Here is a 20,345-nt window from a genome sequence, read left to right on the forward strand (position 1 = left end):
CTTACGCGTCGCACGACGACGGGCAGGCGCCGCAGCCTCTGTCGCGGGGGATTCTTCGGTGCCGGCTGCCGCAGCCTCGGGCGCGGCAGCCGTCTTGCGGGTCGCACGGCGGCGCGGACGGGCCGGAGCGGCGTCCTCGGAGGCTGCGGCGGCGTCGCCGGTCTGGCCCGCCGAGTCGGTGGGTGCGGCCTCGGCGGCCGCGGTCTTGCGCGTACGGCGCTTGGCCGGCGCGGCCTCGGGCGCGTCGCCGGCGACGGAGTCGCCGTCCGCGGTGGAGCCGGCCGGGGGGCCGGCGGGGCGGGAGGCGGCGCGGCGGCGGCGGGCCGGAGCGGCCTGCGCCGGGGTGTCGTCGCCTGCGGTCGGCTGGGAATCGGTCTGGTCGGGCATTCGGGCATTGCTCCCGTCGGGCTCCCGGGCGCCGCGTCCAGGTCGGAGGGGGCAGGCCGCTTGGTCGCGGGGCCGCCCTCCGGGGCGCGGGCGCCGCACGGGAGCTGCTGTGTCGCTCATCGGCCGCCCCTGTGGGGGCCGACGAAAGTCTCATGTGGTCAGCGGCGCCGGACCCGGGTGGCTCCCTGGTGCGTCGGCGACGCGTGACGACGTGGCTACGCGGAACCGGCGGGCACCGCCACTGCGTCGCGATCTGGCGCGAGCGGGTCGGTGACCGTCCCGGTGTCCTCGTCGAGCGGCCCCTGCGCCAGCCTGGTCACCGCTGCGGGGACCGGCGGCGCGAGGTCGGCCGTCGCATGGAGGCCGGACAGTACGTCGTCGGGTCGTACGGCAGGTGTCAGGTGTCGCACAACCAGCCGCAGTATCGCACAAGCCTGGTCCTGCGGCCTATCGGCACCCTCGCGCGTCGTGTCGGCGAGGTCGCCGGCGGCCCCGTCGCCCTCCACGACCTCGAACCGCGTGACGGCGGCCCGGCAGTCGAAGGTGCGGATGCCGTTCTTGGTGCTGCGCTGTACTTCCACGGTGTCCGCGGCAAGGAACGCCGCGACCGCCTGCCTGGCCACGGCCGGCTCGACGCCGTCGAGCCTGAGCTGCCAGACCGACGCTTCGAGGCGGTCCGCCAGGCCCGAGGTGCGGGCCTCGACCGCCTCGATGACATCGAGTCCGGCCGGCAGCGACTCGTCCAGCAGCGCCCGCAGCATCTCCGGGTCGCGGAACTGGGCCAGCCCGATCTCCAGGTACTCCGCCTCGCTGCCGACGCCGGTGGGTGCGGCGTTGGCGTAGGACACCTTGGGGTGCGGGGTGAATCCCGCCGAGTACGCCATGGGCACCTCGGCGCGGCGCAGAGCCCGCTCGAAGGCGCGCTGGAAGTCACGGTGGCTGGTGAACCGGAGGCGGCCCCGCTTGGTGTAGCGGAGACGGATGCGCTGCACCGCGGGTGCGGGCGGCGGGCCTTCGGGCTGTCGCTTGCCCAGTGTCGTTCAGTCCCTACGTGCGAATCGGGGGTACGTCGTCCCGTCCAAGGTTACGCCGCGCCACAGGGCACCGCCGCCGCCCTCAGCGGTGGGACGGCGGTGTGCGCCCGTCGCTGCCGCCGTCGCCGCGGCCGAAGTCCTTGCGGGGGTCGGGCCGCCGCTGCACGGGAGCCTGCGCGGGGGCGGGTGGCGGGGCGGGGCGCTCGTACCGCTGCTGCTCGGGAGCCGGCGCGGGCGCCGGTTGCGGCGCGGCAGTGGACGCCGGGGCGGGCGGAGGCTGCGGTGTCCTGCGGTGCGGAGCCACGGGCGGCGGGCGGTGCGCGGGCGCACCGAGCAGCGCGCGGCGTACGGTGCGCCGCACCTCGGCGACGGCTTCCGCGACCGGCCGCAGGACCGCCCGCACGAGCCAGCGCAGCACCGGGCCGAGGGTCCGGCTCCAGACCCACGCCACCGGGATGACGACCAGCACCCGGCCGATCCAGGCCAGCGCCCGTCCGATCGCCCGCGACACGTACGCCGTCGCCCGCCATGCGTAGGCCAGCGCCGACCCGATCCCCCGGGCGATCGGCACGACGACCCACCGCCACAGGAAGCCCAGCGGCACCACCAGCAGGTAGTGCACGAGGAAGCCCACCGCGGCGCCGATCGCCCGGGCCACCGGCAGGATCAGCACCCTGCCGATCGGCGCGAGCACGTAACGCCAGAGGGCGACCACCGGCCACACCACGAGGTAGCGCCACAGGAACGCCACCGCGGTGCCGAGCGGTACGAGGACGTAGCGGTAGAGGAGGGTGAGCGGCCACACGACCAGGTAGCGCCACAGGAACGCCAGCGGCGGCGCCAGCACGTTCCGCCACACCCACAGGAACGCGGTCCTGCCCGCGCGTCCGACGGCGGCCAGCAGGTCCCACAGCAGCCGCAGCGGCAGGACGACGACGAACGCGACGACGCGTACGGGGATCCTTATCGCAGCGGTCAGGCAGCCGTCGCCGCCTGCTCCTTCCGGCGCGGGGCGCCGGCCCTCCCCCTGAAGACTCATGGCCAGAACCTAACGGACCCCTGGCCGGCAGGGGACCCCGAGGGGGTGCCATGTTGCGGCGGCCCGGCGGCCGCGCCGGTGTGGCGGCTCCCCGTGCCCCTGACGGGCGGTCACCCGCGGGGGCGGAGGCCGACGAGGCCGGTGAGGAAGCGGTCCAGCTGTTCGGCGAAGGGCGGCCACGGCGTGGCGCAGCGGTTGATCCGCATCGACACGCTGCCGTGCACCGCCGCCATGAGGTCCTGGGCGGTCTCCCTCGGATCGCGCCGCGGCGCGAGGCCCGCGGCGACGCAGCGCTCGACCGCGGCCACCCAACTCTCCTTGAAGTCCCGCCTGAAGCGCATCTCGACCCGCTGGTTGAGGGTGCTCTCGTGGAGCACCTTGTACAGCCCGGTGTGCTCCTGCGCCCACGTCCCCAGCAGCAGCATCCTCGCGCGGAGCGCCTCGGCGGGGTCGGCCGCGGACGCGTCCGCGGCCTCCATGGCCCGCATGATGTCGCTGTGGCAGCGTTCGAGGGTGGCGAGAACCAAAGCGTCGCGATCGGCGAAGTGCAGGTAGACGGATGTCGCGGCGATGCCGATCTCGCGGGCCACGGCCCGCATCGACAGCGCCTGGTCGTCCGCGAGCACGTCCAGCATCTCGGTGGCCGTGGCGATGATGTCGGCCCGCAGCCGCTCGCCCTGGCCACGCGGGTTGTTGCGGCTCCGGGTCCCGCTCCGGGGTGGAGTGGTCGCATCCATGATTGCGATTGTATGGGCACAACCCGTAGGGCTACAGTCGTAGCCCTACGGCCGTTCGGTCAGAGCGACACCGAGGAGGCACCCGTGGACCACAGCAGGGACATGCCCGTCGAGACACCGGTGGACACCCTCACGTACCACCAGGGTTGGGACGAGTTCCCGGAGTTGACCGACCGCGAGAAGGTCACGCTGTGCGTCGTCGCCGACATCTGCCGGCAGACGCTGGGCATGCCCTTCGAGTCGCAGGGCACGATGGGGCTCACCCACGGCGTGTCCGGCGACGCGCTGCGCGAACTGCTCATCTTCCAGGGCGACTACGCCGACCTGCAGCGCCACCTGTACGCCGCCACAGCACAGTTGACGGTGCGTGAGCGGGTCTTCGGCGCGCTGACCGCGGACGTGCTGCACGGCGTGCTCGACGGCGTCTTCGCCGTCCATGTCTCCAGGGCACTGGCGATCGGCGCGTCGCCCGCCGACGTGCGGGCCGCGATCCGCTTCTCCGGCCAGTTCGGCGCGACCGCGGCATGGCACGGCCTGCGGGCCGCCGAGCGGCTGCTCCCCACCGCGGCGGACACCCAGGACACCGCGGTCGCCTAGCACCCCGCGGCCGCGCGCAGGGCCACGACCAGGATCACTCCTGGCCGCGGTACTCGGCGACGGCGTCGGCGAGCAGGCCGAGGCCGACACCGAGCATCCAGGAGTCCTTGGCCAGCGCGATGCCCTCCTGCGTGGGCCACACACTGCCGGGCTGCCGCATCCCCGGGGTGCGCGCGTACAGGCCCAGCAGGGCCGAGGCGAACCCGGTCAGCGCCGCACCGGCCACCACACCCGGCACGAACGGTGTCAGCAGCAGCGTCCCGGTGGCGATCTCCCCGCACGCCAGCAGGCGCTGGAACTGCTGCGGGGTTAGCTTCTTGAACACCGGATACGTCCCGCAGGCCATCCCGTGCAGCATCTCCGCGGTGGCGTCGTCGCCCTTCCACTTCTGCAGCCCCGTGTGCAGGACGAACGCACCGGTGGCCGCCCGAGGCGGGGCTTGCCGCAGCTTCATGACCGACTCCTCACAGCTCGCGTGGCGCCCCTCCCCCAGGATGCCCGCCCCGCCAGGACCCGCCACCCGGCCGCCGCCGGACGTGCCCCCGCGCCGGCTCAGGAGGTCGGCGGGACCGGGGACCACACGCCGAACCACTGCTCGGCACCGTACTCCTCGAACCGCTCCACCTCGGTGAACCCCAGCTTCGCCGCGAGGCGCATCGAGCGGCCGTTGGCGGCCTGGGTGGTGAGCACCACCGGCTCGCCGGGAAACGCGCCCGCGAACCAGCCGAGCGCCGCCGCACACGCCTCGGCGGCATACCCGTAGCCCCACGCGTGAGGCAGGAACATGTAGCCGAGTTCCGCCTCCCCGCCCTCCGTACGGACGTGCCCGGGACGCTCCGCGTCACGCCGGTCGAGCAGCTGGATGAAGCCGATCATCGCCCCGTCGAGCTCGGCCACGAAGAAGCCGGGGCGCCGCCCCGGCACCTCGGGCACCGTGCGCTCCAGCTCGTCGCGCGGGCGGGCGCCACCGACGTAGGTGCCCACCTCCTGCGAGGCGGACAGCTCGATGCACGCCGCACGGTCCCGCGCCTCGGACTCGCGCAGCACCAGCCGCGCGGTCCTGATCGGGGCGGGCGGCCAGGCGGCGGAAGGTCCCGGCTCGGTCATGCCGGGGAACCTACCGCACGCGCGCCGGGCCGGGCCTCAGACGACCGTCAGCGGCAGCAGCTTCCGGCCGGTCGGGCCGATCTGGATGTCCAATCCGAGTTGAGGGCAGACGCCGCAGTCGAAGCAGGGGGTCCAGCGGCAGTCCTCGACCTCGGTCTCGTCCAGGGCGTCCTGCCAGTCCTCCCACAGCCAGTCCTTGTCCAGGCCCGAGTCGAGGTGGTCCCAGGGCAGGACCTCCTCAGCGGTGCGCTCGCGGGTGGTGTACCAGGCGAGGTCGAGGCCCTCGGCGGGCAGCGTGGCGTTGCAGGCGCGCAGCCAGCGGTCGTAGCTGAAGTGCTCGCGCCAGCCGTCGAAGCGGCCGCCGTCCTCGTAGACCGCGCGGATGACGGCGCCGACCCGGCGGTCGCCGCGGGAGAGCAGGCCCTCGATGATGCCGGGCTTGCCGTCGTGGTAGCGGAAGCCGATGTTGCGGCCGTACTTGCGGTCGCCGCGGATCGCGTCGCGGAGCTTCTCCAGCCGCGCGTCGGTCTCCTCCACGCCGAGCTGCGGCGCCCACTGGAAGGGAGTGTGCGGCTTGGGGACGAAACCGCCGATGGAGACGGTGCAGCGGATGTCGTTCTGCCCGGTGACCTCGCGGCCCTTGGCGATGACCTTCTTCGCCATCTCCGCGATCTGCAGGACGTCCTCGTCGGTCTCGGTGGGCAGCCCGCACATGAAGTACAGCTTCACCTGGCGCCAGCCGTTGCCGTAGGCGGTGGCGACGGTACGGATCAGGTCCTCTTCCGAGACCATCTTGTTGATGACCTTGCGGATGCGCTCGGAGCCGCCCTCGGGGGCGAAGGTCAGGCCCGAGCGGCGGCCGTTGCGGGTCAGCTCGTTAGCCAGGTCGATGTTGAAGGCGTCGACCCGGGTGGACGGCAGCGACAGGCCGATCTTGTCGTCCTCATAGCGGTCGGCGAGGCCCTTGGCGATGTCGGCGATCTCGCTGTGGTCGGCGGACGACAGCGACAGCAGGCCGACCTCCTCGAAGCCGGTGGCCTTCAGGCCCGCGTCGACCATCTCGCCGATGCCGGTGATGGACCGCTCCCGCACCGGGCGGGTGATCATGCCGGCCTGGCAGAAGCGGCAGCCGCGGGTGCAGCCGCGGAAGATCTCCACCGACATCCGCTCGTGCACGGTCTCCGCCAGCGGCACCAGCGGCTTCTTGGGGTACGGCCACTCGTCGAGGTCCATCACGGTGTGCTTGGACACCCGCCACGGCACACCGCTGCGGTTGGGCACGACCCGGGAGATCCGGCCGTCGGCGAGGTACTCGACGTCGTAGAAGCGCGGGACGTACACGCCGCCGGTCTTCGCGAGGCGCAGCAGCACCTCGTCGCGGCCGCCGGGGCGCCCCTCCGCCTTCCAGGCGCGGATGACCTCGGTCATCTCCAGGACGGCCTGCTCGCCGTCGCCGATCACGGCCGCGTCGACGAAGTCGGCGATCGGCTCGGGGTTGAAGGCGGCGTGGCCGCCGGCCAGCACGATCGGGTCGTCCAGGGTGCGGTCGGCCGCGAGCAGCGGGATACCGGCCAGGTCGAGCGCGGTCAGCATGTTGGTGTAGCCCAGCTCGGTGGAGAAGCTGAGGCCGAAGACGTCGAAGGCGCGGACCGGGCGGTGCGCGTCCACGGTGAACTGCGGCACACCGTGCTCGCGCATCAGCGCTTCCAGGTCGGGCCACACGCTGTACGTCCGCTCGGCGAGCACGCCCTCGCGCTCGTTGAGCACCTCGTAGAGGATCATGACGCCCTGGTTGGGCAGCCCCACCTCGTACGCGTCCGGGTACATCAGCGCCCACCGCACGTCGGCGGAGTCCCACTCCTTGACGGTGGAGTTCAGCTCCCCGCCCACGTACTGGATCGGCTTCTGGACGTGCGGGAGGAGTGCTTCCAAGCGCGGGAAGACCGACTCGACAGGCATCTCGGCGACTTTCATCAGCTGGGCGGTGGGCGCCCCCGGGCGGCGGCCCAAGGGGTGGGTGACCCTCAAGACTACCCGGACGCCCAGCCCTCCCGGTCCGCCCGCGCCCAGGCCCCCGGCAGCTCCGCCTCGACGTCCGCTGCCCGTGCCCGCTCGGCGTCCAGCAGCGCGTCGTACGGTGCCGGGTCCTCGCCCGCGGCACGCGCGCCGGCCGCGGCGCCGTCCAGCGCGGTCCTGCACAGCACGCTGTCCTGGTGCTCGCCGAGCAGCTGCTGCAGCGCCTTCATGCGGCCGGTGTGCGCCTTCGCGGGCGCCCCCAGCACGGGCTGCACGGCCTCGCCGGAGTAGCGGGCGCGCTTGGCCGCCTTGCGGGCCTCGTGCAGTGCGACGTCCTTGTCCTGGCCGGGCTCCAGCGCGAGCGCCGCCTCGACGGCGCGCCGCAGCCGCGCCAGGTCCCGCCGTACGGTCGCGGCGGCGGCCTCCGCCGCGTGCCGGCGGGCGGGCTTGCGGTACGGCGGGGCGGCGATCAGCGCTTCGAGTGCGTCGAGCAGGGCGAAGTAGCGGGTGCCGTCCAGGGTTTCCAGCAGGGCGGTGTGCGAGGCGGACGACGTCTCCGCCGCCAGCGCGTGCAGCCGTTCCCGCACGGCGTCGGTGGCCAGGGCGCCGTCCAGCTCGCCGAGCCGGACCGACAGCCGCTCCGCGAGCACCTCGCGGTCGCGCTCGGTGCCGAGGACCGCGGCGAGCCATTTCAGCTCGGCGCCCAGCGGGTCGGTGACCGCCCGGTCCAGTTCCTTGCGGAAGCTCTTGAGGGCGCTGCGTGCCCGGCGGGTCGCGACCCGCATCTGGTGGACGGCGTCCTCCTCGTCCCTGCGGACGGCCGGGTCGAGCGCCAGGATCGCGGTGAGCTGGGCGTGCAGGTAGCCGACGGCGGTCTGCCCCGCGCTGCCCGGCACCGCGGGCGGCCCGGCCGGCGGGGCGACCAGCAGCCCGCCCAGCGCCCTGGCCAGCTTCGACGGGGAGGCCGAGCGGTGCAGGCCGGCCGCGGTGAGCCGCTCCTCGACCGCGTCGAGCAGCGCCGCGTCCCCTCGTGCCGCCGCGCCCAGCTCCACCTCGACCTCGGTCCACCGCGACTCCCGGCCGGCCGGGAGGACCTGGGCCTGCACCCGGTCGTAGGCCACTTCGGCGAGGATCGCGCCCTGGGGGTCCAGCAGGTGGACGCGGCGGCGGGAGGTGCGCAGCCGCGCCACCGGGTGCAGTTCGCGGCCGCGGGCCAGGGCCGCGGCCTCGTCGCGCAGCTCCTTCGGGGGGCCGTCCGCGGCGGGGGTCAGCGGGACCTGCACCTCGGTGCGGGTGTCCGCCGCCGCGGCGGGCAGCTTCAGGTGCCAGCCGGCGTCGTCCCCGCCGGTGCGGCGGCGCAGCGTCACCTTGTGCGCGGCCAGGGCCAGGCCGGCGGTGTCGTAGTACACCGCCTCCAATTGGACGGCGTCCAGCGCTCTCGACCCTGCGGTCAGCCCGGCGAGATCCGCCCGTACGGTGCCGGTGCCGTCACCGGCCTCGTACTTCCGCTCCGTCTCCCGCACTCGGGCGCCCATACGGCGACGGTACCTCGCCGCTGCCGCTGAGCCGAGCCCCTGACACCTTGCCCTCTGCGTGGAGGGCGAGCGTTTTGCGGGGCGCGGGGACCTGCGCGCTCAGCCCCCACCGGGGCGCGGGTCGTCTCCGTCGGAAAGGGGCTGTTCGGTCCCGTGCCGGACCACCGCCCGGTGGGGGCTGGTCGCGCAGTTCCCCGCGCCCCTGATGGGCACCCTCTACACAAGGGGCACCCCGCACCCGCCGCGCCCCGCGGAAGGGCATCCCTCTGGGCAAGGGGGGCCGCCCGGGCCGCCGCGGGCCGCGGAAGGGCATCCCCGGCAGCAAGGGCACCGGCTACGCCGACATCGGGCGCTGCATCTTCACGGACTGGAGGAGGCCTATGGCCACGCAGTTGGCGAACATGGATGACCCTCCGTAGGAGACGAAGGGTAGGGGGATGCCCGCGACCGGCATGATGCCCAGCGTCATGCCGATGTTCTCGAAGGCCTGGAAGGCGAACCACGCCACGATGCCGGCGGCGACGATCGTGCCGTAGAGGTCGGTCGCCCCGCGGGCGATGGCGCAGCCGCGCCAGAGGATCACGCCGATCAGCAGGATGATGAACGCCGCACCGACGAAGCCCAGTTCCTCGCCGGCCACCGAGAAGACGAAGTCCGTCTGCTGCTCGGGCACGAACTGCCCGGTGGTCTGGCTGCCGTGGAAGAGGCCTTTGCCGAGCAGGCCGCCCGAGCCGATCGCGATCCGCGCCTGGCTGGTGTTGTAGCCGACCCCTGAGGGGTCGAGCGCGGGGTTGGCGAAGGCCGCGAAGCGGTCGATCTGGTACTTGTCGAGGATGCCGAGCTGCCAGACCAGCAGGGCGCCGAGGATGCCGGAGGCGATCAGCCCGAAGACCCAGCGGTTGGACGCGCCGGAGGCGAGCAGCACGCCGAGGATGATCGCGCCGAGCACCATCACCGAGCCGAGGTCCGGCATCATCATGATGATCGCGATGGGCAGCGCGGCCAGGCCAAGGGACTGCAGGACGGTGCGGTGGTCGGGGTGTTCGCGGTCGCCCGCGTCGACCCGGGCGGACAGCACCACCGCCATGCCGAGGATGATCGCGACCTTCACGAACTCCGAGGGCTGGAGCGAGAAGCCGCCGCCGATGACGATCCAGGAGTGCGCGCCGTTGACGGTGGAGCCGAGCGGGCTGAGCACCGCGAGGATGCCGAGGATGGCGAGGGCGTAGTAGAAGGGCACCACGTCCCGCATCCTGCGGTGGCCGATCACGACCGCGCCGATGCCGAGGCCGGCGCCGATGCCGGCGTTCATCAGGTGCCGCAGCAGGAAGTAGTACTGGTCGCCGTGGGTGAGGCCGGTGCGGTGGCGGGTCGCCGAGTACACCAGCAGGGTGCCGATGCCGCACAGCAGCAGGGCCGCGAAGAGCAGCAGCCAGTCCATCCGGCGCACTATCGAGTCCCGGGCGAAGATCTTGCCGAGGGCCGACTTCTCCGGGGTGTAGCGGCGGATCGTGGTGTAGCCGGAGGCGCTCATGACCAGTACCGCCTGCCCAGCAGCAGCTTCTCCGGGCGGCCGGGCGCGAGTGCGGCGAGCACCTGGGCGGTGCCGTCGGCGGTGTGCGGTCCGGTGGGGGTGGGCACGACCAGGTCGTCGGCGGACGGGACCGTGTAGGACGCCGCGGTGGCGACACCGTCGGCGGAGATCTTCGGCAGCCCGGTGACCGGCTTCGGCATGATCCCCTTCTTGGGGTCGATCGTCGCGGTGTCCTTCTTGATGCCGTACATCGCCTCGTAGATCCGCCGGACGGCCTCGCCGGAGGCGCCGGAGCCGGTGCCGCCCTGGGAGATCGTCATGACGATCGTGTAGTCCTTGGTGTAGGTGTCGAACCAGGACGTGGTCTGCTTGCCGGAGACCTCCGCCGTACCGGTCTTGGCGTGCAGCGGGATCTTGTCCTGCGGCCAGCCGCCGAACTTCCAGTCGGCGGTGCCCTCGGTGACCACGCCGGCCAGCGCCTTGTCGATGTACTTCAGGGTGGTCTTGGTGTCGGGCAGCTTGCCGGTGACCTTCGGCTTGATCGGCGCGACGGTCTTGCCGTCGGCGCTGACCACGGCCTTGCCGATCGTCGGCTGGTACAGGGTGCCGCCGTTGGCCAGTGCCGCGTAGGCCCGGGCCATCTGCACCGGGGTGACGAGCGTGTCGCCCTGGCCGATGGAGTAGTTGATGGAGTCACCGGCGCGGATCACGTTGTGGTCGGCGCACTTCTCGATGGAGTTCTGGACATCGAAGCTCTTCTTCGGGTCGTTCTTGTGGGCCGCCGCGGTGCGGCACCAGTAGCCCTGCATCATGTCGTTGTAGTCCGAGGCCCACTTGCGGTCGGGCACCCGGCCGGTGACCTCGCCGGGCAGGTCGACACCGGTCTTGGCGCCCAGGCCGAACTGGTGGGCGGTCTTGAAGAACCAGTCCTTGGGGTGCTTGGCGTTCAGGCCGCCGTCCTTCAGCCACTCCTGGTAGGCGATGCCGTAGAAGACGGTGTCGCAGGAGACCTCCAGGGCGCGGCCCAGCGAGATGTCCCCGAAGCTCTCGTTCTCGAAGTTCTTGAATGTCGTGCCGCCGACGGTCATCGACGAGGTGCACGGGTAGTTGCCGTCCGCGGTGTAGCCGGCGTTGATGGCGGCGCTGGTGGAGACCACCTTGAAGGTCGAGCCCGGTGCGGACTGGCCCTGGATGGCCCGGTTCAGCAGCGGGTAATCGGACTTCTTGTCGATCAGCTGGTTGTACGCCTTCGAGGAGATGCCGCCGACCCACTCGTTGGGGTCGTAGGTGGGCAGGCTCGCCATGGCGATGATCTGCCCGGTGCGGTTGTCCATCACGACGGCGGCGCCGGAGTCGGCCTTGTAGTTCTCGTGCGAGACGGTGTCGAACGTCTTGCGCGCGGCCACCATCGCGTCGTTGAGTTCCTTCTCGGTGACCGCCTGGACCCGGGCGTCGATGCTGGTGACCAGGTTGCTGCCGGGCCTGGCGGGGGTGTCGCCCGCCTTGCCGATGACCCGGCCGAGGTTGTCGACCTCGTAGCGGGTGACGCCGGCGGTGCCGCGCATCTGCTTGTCGTAGACGCTCTCCAGGCCGGAGCGGCCGATCTGGTCGGAGCGCAGCAGCGGGGTGTCGGTCTTCTCCGAGGCGCTGACCTCGTCGTCGGTGACCGGGCCGAGGTAGCCGAGCACCTGGGCGGCGTTCGACTTGAAGGGGGCGGCGTAGCGGCGGACCGCGGTGGGCTCCGCGGTGACGCCGGGGAAGTCCTCGCGGCGCTCCATGATCTGCAGCGCCTGCTGGGTGGTGGCCGAGTCGGTGATCGGGATGGGCTGGTAGGGCGACCCGTTCCAGCACGGCTTGGGCGTCTCGGCGTCGCAGAGCCGGACCTTGTCGGTCACTTCCTCGGGCTTCATGCCCAGCACACCGGCCAGCCGGGTGAGGACGGCGGTGCCGTCGTCGGCCTGCTTGAGCAGGTCGGTGCGGCTGGCCGAGACGACCAGCTTGGTCTCGTTGTCGGCCAGCGGCACACCGCGGTCGTCGAGGATCTGCCCGCGGACCGCGGAGGTGACGACCTGCTGGATGTGGTTGTTCGCGGCCTTCTGGTCGTACTGCTGGCCGTTGCGGATCTGCAGGAACCACAGCCGCCCGCCGAGGGTCAGCAGCAGCGACACCACGAGGATCTGCAGGATGACCAGGCGGATGGTGATGCGGGTGTTCCGGCCGGTCTCGGGGATGTTGCCGCTCATCGCCGCGCTCCCCTGGCCATCGAGTTGATCCTGACCATCCTGCCGCCGCGGCCGAACAGCCCGGCGCGCTGCGGGGCGATACCGGTGCGCATCCGGCTGCGCCCCCCGCCGCCGTAGCCGCCCGCGGCGTCCTCGGAGAGCGGGTCGTGGTCGAAGCGCCGGGCCAACGCCATGACCAGCGGCACCACGAAGGGCGCGAGCAGCAGGTCGTAGACCGTGGCGGTGAAGACCAGCTTGGCCAGGCCCACGTGGGCGCCTGCGGTGTCGCCGACCAGGCTGCCGACGCCCGCGTAGAGCACGGTGGTGCCGATCGCGGCGCCGATGACGACGAGCATCGGCCCTGCCGCGGTACGCAGCCGGCCGCTGTCCGGCTTGAACAGGCCGGCCACGTAGCCGATGACGCAGAGCACCAGCGCGTAGCGGCCGACCGCGTGGTCGGCGGGTGGTGCCAGGTCGGCGAGCAGGCCGGCGAAGAAGCCGATCAGGCAGCCGGCGACGTGGCCGTAGCTGATGGCGAGACCCAGCACGGTCAGCAGCAGCAGGTCGGGCACCGCGCCCGGCAGGTGGAGCCGGGCCAGCACGCTGACCTGGGCGACCATGGCGAAGACCACCAGGACGGTGGGAAGCAGAATCCGGTTCAGGCGCATGGGTCAGCCCCTGCTGCTGGTGGGCGTGTTGGTGCCGGTCGCCGGGGGCATGGTGCCGCCGGTCGGGGTGCTGCCGGGCGACGCCGGGGCCGTCGGCGAGGCAGGGGCCTTCGGCTTGGGCTTGGGCGACGGGGTCGGCTTCGGGGGCAGCACGCTGTCCCGCGGGTCGGTGCGCGGTCCGACGACGACGACACCGACGACGTCCAGCCGGGTGAAGCCGACGAAGGGCTGCACCAGCAGCGTCTTGGTCAGGTTGCCGCCCGACGGGTCGACACCGACGATCTTGCCGACCGGCACTCCCGGCACGAAGGGCTTGCCCGCTTCGGAGCCGAAGGTGACCAGCCGGTCGCCCTTGTGTGCGGCGGCCTTGCCGTTGAGCAGCTGGACCCGCATCGGGCGGTCGCCCTGGCCGGTGGCGAAGCCGAGCTCCATGGAGTTCTCCAGCCGGGTGCCGACCGTGAAGTCCGGGTCGTTGGCGAGCAGCACGGTCGCCGTGGAAGGGCCGACGGTGGTGACCCGACCGACCAGGCCGTCGCCGTTTATGACGGTCATGTCGCGGGTGATGCCGTCGTGGCTGCCGGCGTCGATGGTGACCGTCCAGGAGAAGCCCTGGGCCGCTCCTATGGCGATGACCTGCGCGCCCTTGATGGCGTACTGCCCTGCACCCGCGGTCTTGAGCAGCTTGTCGAGTTCCTGCGCCCGGTTGCGGGTGATGTCCTTGCTGCCGAGCTGCTGCTTGAGCGCGGCGTTCTCGCGTTCCAGCCGGCTGATGGTGCTGCTGCGGCCGCCCGAGTCGCGCACCGCGTCCACCGCGTTGCCCACCGGGTCGACGACACCGGACACGGCGTTCTCGACCGGCCCGAACACGGATTGTGCGGCCTGCCGCGGCCGGTCGAGCGGTGAGTTCTCACCGCCCCTGATGTCCATGGTGATCAGCGCGAACGCGACCACCACCAGCAGCACCAGCAGCAGCCGGCTCTCCTTTGTGTCCCTCACGGGCGCCAGTCCGTGCCTTCCTCATCGGACCCGCCGCCGGTGGGGCCGCGGCCGGTCGGAGCTACTGTGCTGTGGTTCGCATGACGCGGGTGATCCGGCTCGCCGAGGTCGTCTGCGGGCCGCGCGTCATCTGCGGGGAGCGGCGTCGAGGACCCGCTGCAGTGCCTCGAACTCCTCGACGCACTTGCCCGCGCCGAGTGCCACGCAGTCCAGCGGGGTCTCGGCGATGTGGATGGGCATGCCCGTCTCGTGCCGCAGCCGCTCGTCCAGGCCGCGGAGCAGTGCGCCGCCGCCGGCCAGCACGATGCCGCGGTCCATGATGTCGCCCGACAGTTCCGGCGGGCACTTGTCCAGCGTGGTCTTGACCGCGTCCACGATCGCGTTGACGGGTTCCTCGATGGCCTTGCGCACTTCGGCCGCCGAGATGACCACCGTCTTGGGCAGCCCGCTGACCAGGTCGCGGCCGCGGATCTCGGTGTGCTCCTCGTCGTCCTTGGTCGCGAAGGCCGACCCGACGGTGAGCTTGATCTGCTCGGAGGTGCGCTCGCCGAGCAGCAGGCTGTACTCCTTCTTGATGTGCTGGATGATCGCGTTGTCCAGCTCGTCGCCGGCCACCCGGATGGACTGGGCGGTGACGATGCCGCCGAGGCTGATGACCGCGACCTCGGTGGTGCCGCCGCCGATGTCCACCACCATGTTGCCGGTGGCCTCGTGCACGGGGAGCCCGGCGCCGATCGCGGCGGCCATCGGCTCCTCGATGATGTGCACGGTCCGCGCACCCGCCTGGTTGGCCGCGTCGATCACGGCCCGGCGCTCGACGCCGGTGATGCCGGAGGGCACGCAGATGACCATCCGCGGGCGGGCGAGGTAGCGGCGCCTGTGCACCTTGAGGATGAAGTACCGCAGCATGCGCTCGGTGATCTCGAAGTCGGCGATGACGCCGTCCTTGAGCGGCCGGACCGCGACGATGTTGCCCGGTGTGCGGCCGATCATCTTCTTGGCCTCTGCACCGACCGCCAGGATGCCGCCGGTGTTGGTGTTCACTGCCACGACGGAGGGCTCGTTCAGAACGATCCCGCGACCCCTGACGTACACCAGCGTGTTGGCGGTCCCGAGGTCGACAGCCATGTCACGGCCGATGAACGACATGTTGTTCGCCATGAGGATACGTCTGGCCTTCCCGAGCTTGAGCGGAGATTCCATCGTAGTCGCGACCGGTACGGCGCGGAGTCGGGGTTCCGACGTCATTGTCATCAGAACACACAGCGGACCTCGGTAATGGTGACGCCGTGTCGGGATGTTTGGTTCCCGATCGACCGTGACATATGCCCTGTCCGGCGGGGGTGTTAGGCCAGACCGGGGAAGAACAGCTTGATCTCGCGATCCGCGGACTCCTCCGAGTCCGAGGCGTGGACCAGGTTCTCGCGCACGATCGTGCCGAAGTCCCCCCGGATGGAGCCCGGCGCTGCGGCAATCGGGTCAGTCGGGCCGGCAAGCGCGCGCAGGCCCTCGATGACGCGTTCGCCCTCGACCACCAGCGCCACCGAGGGACCGGACTCCATGAACGCCACCAGCGGCTCGTAGAACGGGCGTCCGACGTGCTCGGCGTAGTGCTGTTCGAGGATGCCGCGGTCCAGGGTGCGCAGTTCCAGGGCGCCGATCGTCCAGCCCGCCTTGCGCTCGATCCGGCCGAGGATCTCGCCCACCAGGCCACGGCGTACGGCGTCGGGCTTGAGAAGGACGAGGGTGCGCTGAGACACGGGGCGGCTCCTGCTGAATACGGAAAGATGTGTGACGGCTGGTACGACGACCCTACTAGGCGGCCGTCAGGCCGCTTGCGCCGCGTTCCGCGCCTTGGCCTCGTCGACCTTGCGGCCGAAGTGGATCGACGCCCACCACAGCCCGCCGAAGACCAGCCCGAGGAAGAACATCGTACCGACCACGAAGCCACTGGCGAACAGGCCTACCTGCAGCGCCCAGCCGACCACCAGCGCACCGGGCCGTTTCAGCAGTCCGCACAGCACGACGCACAGCCCCATGGCGATTCCCGACACCGTCCACACGGTGCCCATCGACAGGTCGGGATTCTTCATCGCGACCAGTCCGGCGAAGCCGATGACGAAGAACTCGCCGATCAGCGTGCTCGAACAGAGCGTCCGCATGGACCCAGCCCCTTACTTGCGGCCCAGCAGCAGCCGGGCCTCTCCCACGGTGATGACGGAACCGGTGACCAGTACACCGGCGCCCGCGTATGCGCCCTCGTCCTCGGCCAGCGTGATCGCCGCCTCCAGAGCGTCGTCCAGCCGCGGCTCGACCTGCACCCGGTCCTCGCCGAAGACCTCGACGGCCAGCGCCGCCAGCTCGTCCACGTCCATCGCGCGGTGGGTGGAGTTGCGGGTCACCACGATCTCGGTGAGCACCGGCTCGAAGGCCTCCAGCAGCCCGCGTACGTCCTTGTCCCCGCTCGGGGAGACCACGCCGACCAGGTGGGTGAAGTCGAAGACCTCGCTGATCGCCGCCGCCGTGGCCTGCGCGCCCGCCGGGTTGTGCGCCGCGTCCAGCACCACGGTGGGGCTGCGGCGGACCACTTCGAGGCGGCCGGGCGAGGTGACCGCGGCGAACGCGCCGCGCACGGTCTCCACGTCCAGGGTGCGCTGGTGCAGCCGGCCGATACCGAAGAAGGCCTCGACCGCGGCGAGTGCGACCGAGGCGTTCTGCGCCTGGTGCTCGCCGTGCAGCGGCAGGAAGATCTGGTCGTACTCGCCGCCGAGGCCGCGCAGCGTCAGCAGCTGCCCGCCGACCGCGACCTCGCGGTGGGCGACGCCGAACTCCATGCCCTCGCGGGCCACCGTCGCGTCGACCTCGACGGCCCGCTTCAGCAGCACCTGGGCGGCGTCCGCGGGCTGCCTGCCGAGCACGGCGGTGGCGTCCTTCTTGACGATGCCGGCCTTCTCGACCGCGATCTCGCCGGGGGTGCCGCCGAGCCGGTCGGTGTGGTCGAGCGCGATCGGGGTGACGACGGCGACCTGCCCGTCGACCACGTTGGTCGCGTCCCAGCTGCCGCCCATGCCGACCTCGACCACGGCCACGTCGACGGGTGCGTCGGCGAAGGCTGCGTAGGCCATCGCGGTGAGCACCTCGAAGAACGACAGGCGGTACGGCTGGGCCGCGTCCACCATCCCGACGTAGGGCTGCAGATCGCGGTAGGTCTCGATGAAGCGCTCGGCGCTGATCGGGGCGCCGTCCAGGCTGATCCGCTCGGTGACGGACTGGACGTGGGGGCTGGTGTACCGGCCGGTGCGCAGTTCGAAGGCGAGCAGCAGCCGCTCGATCATCCGGGCGGTGCTGGTCTTGCCATTGGTGCCGGTGATGTGGATGGCCGGGTAGGCGCGCTGCGGCTCGCCCAGCACGTCCATGATCGCGGCCATCCGGTCCAGCGACGGGTCGAGCTTCGTCTCCGGCCACCGCCCGAGCAGCTCCTCCTCGACCTCCCGCAGCTCGCGGTCGACCGCGGGGTCGGACGGGCGGGACGGTACGTCGTCGACGGCGGCCGGGCTGATGCCGGCGCGCAGCGTGCGGCTGCCGGCCTCGATGACGGCCATGTCGGCCTCGCGCGGGCCGGCGCCGGGGTCGAGGTCGTCGTCGGCTTCTTCGAAGTGCGGATCGTCCGCGGTGTCGCCGTTCGGGGGGAGGTCGGTCACGATGTCCAGTCTACGGAAGGCGGCCCCGGCCTCACGGCCAGGGCCACCACGCTCACCTGTGCGCCTGTGTACGCCTCAGCCCTGCTCGGGCAGGGCGCCCAGCTGGGCGGTGATCCGTTCGATGTCCGCCTCGGCCGCCGCCAGCCGTGCCCTGATGCCGGCCACGACCTTCTCCGGCGCCTTCGCCAGGAATGCGTCGTTGCCGAGCTTGCGGCCCGCGTCGGACTTCTCCTTCTCGGCCAGGCCCAGGTCCTTGGTGAGCCGCCTGCGCTCGGCGGCCACGTCGATGGCGCCGGACAGGTCCAGCTCGACGGTGGCGCCGGCCACCGGCAGCGACGCGGTGGCGTGGAAGCCGTCGCCGGCCGGCTGCAGCCGCAGCAGCTGCCGGATGGCGTCCTCGTGCGCGGCCAGCAGGGTGCCGGCCAGGCCGAGCCTGGCCGGGACCTTCTGGCCGGGCTGCAGGCCCTGGTCGGCACGGAAGCGGCGGACCTCGGTGACGACCCGCTGGACCTCGGCGATCTCCGCCTCGGCCGCCGGGTCGCGGAAGCCGCCGTCCTTCGGCCAGTCCGCGATCACCAGCGACTCGCCGCCGGTGAGCGTCGTCCACAGCGTCTCGGTGACGAAGGGGACGACCGGGTGCAGCAGCCGCAGCAGGGTGTCCAGGACCTCGCCGAGGACCCGCTGCGAGACCCGCGCGCCCTCGCCGCCCTTGAGGAAGGTGGTCTTGGACAGCTCGACGTACCAGTCGAAGACCTCGTCCCACGCGAAGTGGAAGAGGCTGTCGGACAGCTTCGCGAACTGGTAGTCGTCGTAGAGGGCGTCGACCTCGGCGACGGTCCTGCCGAGCCGCGACAGGATCCACCGGTCGACCGCGGACAGCTGCTCCGCCGGCGGCAGTTCGCCCTCGACGGTGGCGCCGTTCATCAGCGCGAAGCGGGTGGCGTTCCAGATCTTGTTGGCGAAGTTGCGGGACGCCTGGACCCAGTCCTCGCCGATCGGCACGTCGATGCCCGGGTTGGCGCCGCGGGCCAGCGTGAAGCGGACCGCGTCGGAGCCGTAGGTGTCCATCCAGTCCAGCGGATTGACCGCGTTGCCGAAGGACTTGGACATCTTCTTGCCGAACTGGTCGCGGACCATGCCGTGCAGGGCGATGGTGTGGAAGGGCGGGGTGCCGTCCATCGCGTACAGGCCGAACATCATCATCCGGGCGACCCAGAAGAAGAGGATGTCGTAGCCGGTGACCAGGACCGCGTTCGGGTAGAACTTCTCCAGCGCCGGGGTCTGCTCGGGCCAGCCCATGGTGGAGAAGGGCCAAAGGCCCGAGGAGAACCAGGTGTCCAGGACGTCGGAGTCCTGCGTCCAGCCCTCGCTGGGGGTCCCCCCGCCGGAGGTAGGGGGCGCCTCGTCGTCGGGTCCGACGCAGACCGTCTCGCCGTTCGGGCCGTACCAGACCGGGATGCGGTGGCCCCACCACAACTGCCGCGAGATGCACCAGTCGTGCAGGTTGTCGACCCAGTCGAAGTAGCGCTTCTCCATCTCCTGCGGGTGGATGGCGACCCGGCCGTCGCGGACCGCGTCGCCCGCGGCCTTGGCCAGCGGGCCGACCTTGACCCACCACTGCATGGACAGCCGCGGCTCGATGGTCGTCTTGCAGCGCGAGCAGTGGCCGACCGAGTGGCGGTACGGGCGCTTCTCGGCGACGATCCGGCCGTCGGCGCGCAGCGCCGCGACGATCGCGGAGCGCGCTTCGAGCCGGTCGAGGCCCTGGAAGGGGCCGGAGACGGTGATGACGGCGTGCTCGTCCATGACCGTGATCGCCGGCAGATCGTGGCGGCGGCCGATCTCGAAGTCGTTCGGATCGTGCGCGGGCGTCACCTTGACCGCGCCGGTGCCGAACTCGGGGTCGACGTGGGTGTCGGCGACGACCGGGATCGAGCGGTCGGTCAGCGGCAGCCTGACGGTCCTGCCGACCAGGTGCCGGTAGCGCGGGTCGTCGGGGTGGACGGCGACCGCGGTGTCGCCGAGCATCGTCTCGGCCCGGGTGGTGGCCACGACGATGCTGTCGTCACCGTCGCCGTAGCGCATTGAGACCAGCTCGCCGTCCTCCTCCTCGTACTCGACCTCGATGTCGGAGATGGCGGTCAGGCAGCGCGGGCACCAGTTGATGATCCGCTCGGCGCGGTAGATCAGCTCGTCGTCGTAGAGCCGCTTGAAGATGGTCTGGACGGACTTCGACAGGCCCTCGTCCATCGTGAAGCGTTCGCGGGACCAGTCGACGCCGTCGCCGAGGCGGCGCATCTGGCCCGAGATCTGGCCGCCGGACTCGGCCTTCCACTGCCAGACGCGCTCGACGAACGCCTCGCGGCCGAGGTCGTGCCGGGACTTGCCCTCCTTGCCCAGTTCGCGCTCGACGACGTTCTGCGTGGCGATGCCGGCGTGGTCCATGCCGGGCTGCCACAGCGTCTCGTAGCCCTGCATGCGCTTGCGCCGGGTCAGCGCGTCGATCAGCGTGTGCTCGAAGGCGTGGCCCAGGTGCAGGCTGCCGGTGACGTTCGGCGGCGGGATGACGACGGCGAACGGCGGCTTGTCGCTCTTGGCGTGGGCCTCGAAGTAGCCGCGCTCTACCCAGCGCTCGTACAGCGGCCCCTCTACGTCGGCCGGCGCGTAGGTCGTCGGCAGTTCGGGGGCGCTGGTCGGCCCGTCGTGGGGGCGCTGAGTGTTGTCGGTCACCCGGCGATTCTACGGTGGCGTGCCGGGCTGTTACGAACCAGT

At 71.8% G+C, this 20,345-nt stretch carries 17 protein-coding genes and 1 pseudogene; 1 reads left to right on the forward strand and 17 read right to left on the reverse strand.

Annotation, left to right across the window (positions count from 1 at the left end; genetic code table 11):
* From NFU81_RS11940 to NFU81_RS11955, 4 genes and pseudogenes are all read right to left on the reverse strand, one after another.
* Nucleotides 1-387: pseudogene (locus tag NFU81_RS11940) on the reverse strand (hypothetical protein); the annotation flags it as partial.
* Nucleotides 388-602: 215 nt separating this feature from the next.
* Nucleotides 603-1,379, reverse strand: coding sequence for a TIGR03936 family radical SAM-associated protein (locus tag NFU81_RS11945; RefSeq protein ID WP_251488591.1), 777 nt, complete (start codon nucleotides 1,377-1,379; stop codon nucleotides 603-605).
* A 124-nt stretch (nucleotides 1,380-1,503) separates the two neighbouring features.
* A complete protein-coding gene (locus NFU81_RS11950) occupies nucleotides 1,504-2,460 on the reverse strand; it encodes a hypothetical protein (protein ID WP_251488593.1) in 957 nt (318 codons plus the stop codon).
* A 110-nt stretch (nucleotides 2,461-2,570) separates the two neighbouring features.
* A complete protein-coding gene (locus NFU81_RS11955) occupies nucleotides 2,571-3,197 on the reverse strand; it encodes a TetR/AcrR family transcriptional regulator (RefSeq protein WP_251488595.1) in 627 nt (208 codons plus the stop codon).
* Between the two features lie 84 nt (nucleotides 3,198-3,281).
* Here NFU81_RS11955 and NFU81_RS11960 point away from each other — a divergent pair, with 84 nt between their 5' ends.
* Entirely contained in the window at nucleotides 3,282-3,794 is a 513-nt protein-coding gene (locus tag NFU81_RS11960; protein WP_251488598.1) for a carboxymuconolactone decarboxylase family protein, read from the forward strand.
* 34 nt (nucleotides 3,795-3,828) lie between these two features.
* Here the strand turns inward: NFU81_RS11960 and NFU81_RS11965 are convergent, their stop codons facing one another.
* The 13 genes from NFU81_RS11965 to NFU81_RS12025 all read right to left on the reverse strand — a co-directional run bounded on the left by NFU81_RS11965 (nucleotide 3,829) and on the right by NFU81_RS12025 (nucleotide 20,303).
* Nucleotides 3,829-4,248, reverse strand: coding sequence for a hypothetical protein (locus NFU81_RS11965; RefSeq protein ID WP_251488602.1), 420 nt, complete (start codon nucleotides 4,246-4,248; stop codon nucleotides 3,829-3,831).
* 98 nt (nucleotides 4,249-4,346) lie between these two features.
* Nucleotides 4,347-4,901 (reverse strand): GNAT family N-acetyltransferase, encoded by a 555-nt coding sequence (locus tag NFU81_RS11970; protein ID WP_251488604.1) that lies wholly within the window; start codon nucleotides 4,899-4,901, stop codon nucleotides 4,347-4,349.
* A gap of 36 nt (nucleotides 4,902-4,937) precedes the next feature.
* Nucleotides 4,938-6,860 carry a TIGR03960 family B12-binding radical SAM protein gene (locus NFU81_RS11975; RefSeq protein WP_251488608.1) on the reverse strand — a complete coding sequence of 641 codons (1,923 nt, stop codon included), beginning with the start codon at nucleotides 6,858-6,860 and terminating at the stop codon, nucleotides 4,938-4,940.
* A 71-nt stretch (nucleotides 6,861-6,931) separates the two neighbouring features.
* On the reverse strand, nucleotides 6,932-8,452 hold the full coding sequence (locus tag NFU81_RS11980; RefSeq protein ID WP_251488610.1) for a CYTH and CHAD domain-containing protein: 1,521 nt from the start codon (nucleotides 8,450-8,452) through the stop codon (nucleotides 6,932-6,934).
* A gap of 334 nt (nucleotides 8,453-8,786) precedes the next feature.
* Nucleotides 8,787-9,986: a rod shape-determining protein RodA gene (rodA, locus tag NFU81_RS11985; protein WP_251488612.1), complete on the reverse strand. Its 1,200-nt coding sequence runs from the start codon at nucleotides 9,984-9,986 to the stop codon at nucleotides 8,787-8,789.
* A complete protein-coding gene (mrdA, locus tag NFU81_RS11990; RefSeq protein WP_251488614.1) occupies nucleotides 9,983-12,229 on the reverse strand; it encodes a penicillin-binding protein 2 in 2,247 nt (748 codons plus the stop codon). The genes rodA and mrdA overlap by 4 nt, the downstream gene beginning before the upstream one ends.
* Nucleotides 12,226-12,876: a rod shape-determining protein MreD gene (mreD, locus tag NFU81_RS11995; RefSeq protein WP_251488616.1), complete on the reverse strand. Its 651-nt coding sequence runs from the start codon at nucleotides 12,874-12,876 to the stop codon at nucleotides 12,226-12,228. The genes mrdA and mreD overlap by 4 nt, the downstream gene beginning before the upstream one ends.
* A gap of 3 nt (nucleotides 12,877-12,879) precedes the next feature.
* Nucleotides 12,880-13,872 carry a rod shape-determining protein MreC gene (gene mreC / locus NFU81_RS12000; protein ID WP_251488618.1) on the reverse strand — a complete coding sequence of 331 codons (993 nt, stop codon included), beginning with the start codon at nucleotides 13,870-13,872 and terminating at the stop codon, nucleotides 12,880-12,882.
* Between the two features lie 126 nt (nucleotides 13,873-13,998).
* On the reverse strand, nucleotides 13,999-15,021 hold the full coding sequence (locus NFU81_RS12005; RefSeq protein WP_251489057.1) for a rod shape-determining protein: 1,023 nt from the start codon (nucleotides 15,019-15,021) through the stop codon (nucleotides 13,999-14,001).
* Nucleotides 15,022-15,218: 197 nt separating this feature from the next.
* Entirely contained in the window at nucleotides 15,219-15,632 is a 414-nt protein-coding gene (gene ndk / locus NFU81_RS12010) for a nucleoside-diphosphate kinase (protein WP_251488620.1), read from the reverse strand.
* 66 nt (nucleotides 15,633-15,698) lie between these two features.
* Nucleotides 15,699-16,034 (reverse strand): DUF4233 domain-containing protein, encoded by a 336-nt coding sequence (locus NFU81_RS12015; protein WP_251488622.1) that lies wholly within the window; start codon nucleotides 16,032-16,034, stop codon nucleotides 15,699-15,701.
* Nucleotides 16,035-16,046: 12 nt separating this feature from the next.
* On the reverse strand, nucleotides 16,047-17,573 hold the full coding sequence (gene folC / locus NFU81_RS12020; RefSeq protein WP_251488625.1) for a bifunctional tetrahydrofolate synthase/dihydrofolate synthase: 1,527 nt from the start codon (nucleotides 17,571-17,573) through the stop codon (nucleotides 16,047-16,049).
* A 75-nt stretch (nucleotides 17,574-17,648) separates the two neighbouring features.
* Nucleotides 17,649-20,303, reverse strand: a complete 2,655-nt coding sequence (locus tag NFU81_RS12025; protein ID WP_251488628.1) for a valine--tRNA ligase — start codon at nucleotides 20,301-20,303, stop codon at nucleotides 17,649-17,651.
* Nucleotides 20,304-20,345 lie beyond the last annotated feature (42 nt).

The sequence above is a fragment of the Actinacidiphila cocklensis genome, from assembly GCF_907177275.1.
Taxonomy (GTDB): Bacteria; Actinomycetota; Actinomycetes; order Streptomycetales; family Streptomycetaceae; genus Actinacidiphila; species Actinacidiphila cocklensis.

Excerpts from the sequence above, each read along its gene's own strand:
- NFU81_RS11950 (WP_251488593.1), bottom strand. The coding sequence starts at position 2,460 with ATGAGTCTTCAGGGGGAGGGCCGGCGCCCCGCGCCGGAAGGAGCAGGC.
- NFU81_RS11955 (WP_251488595.1), bottom strand. The coding sequence starts at position 3,197 with ATGGATGCGACCACTCCACCCCGGAGCGGGACCCGGAGCCGCAACAAC.
- NFU81_RS11965 (WP_251488602.1), bottom strand. The coding sequence starts at position 4,248 with ATGAAGCTGCGGCAAGCCCCGCCTCGGGCGGCCACCGGTGCGTTCGTC.
- NFU81_RS11970 (WP_251488604.1), bottom strand. The coding sequence starts at position 4,901 with ATGACCGAGCCGGGACCTTCCGCCGCCTGGCCGCCCGCCCCGATCAGG.
- NFU81_RS11975 (WP_251488608.1), bottom strand. The coding sequence starts at position 6,860 with ATGCCTGTCGAGTCGGTCTTCCCGCGCTTGGAAGCACTCCTCCCGCAC.
- NFU81_RS11980 (WP_251488610.1), bottom strand. The coding sequence starts at position 8,452 with ATGGGCGCCCGAGTGCGGGAGACGGAGCGGAAGTACGAGGCCGGTGAC.
- rodA (WP_251488612.1), bottom strand. The coding sequence starts at position 9,986 with ATGAGCGCCTCCGGCTACACCACGATCCGCCGCTACACCCCGGAGAAG.
- mrdA (WP_251488614.1), bottom strand. The coding sequence starts at position 12,229 with ATGAGCGGCAACATCCCCGAGACCGGCCGGAACACCCGCATCACCATC.
- mreD (WP_251488616.1), bottom strand. The coding sequence starts at position 12,876 with ATGCGCCTGAACCGGATTCTGCTTCCCACCGTCCTGGTGGTCTTCGCC.
- NFU81_RS12005 (WP_251489057.1), bottom strand. The coding sequence starts at position 15,021 with ATGTCGTTCATCGGCCGTGACATGGCTGTCGACCTCGGGACCGCCAAC.
- NFU81_RS12015 (WP_251488622.1), bottom strand. The coding sequence starts at position 16,034 with ATGCGGACGCTCTGTTCGAGCACGCTGATCGGCGAGTTCTTCGTCATC.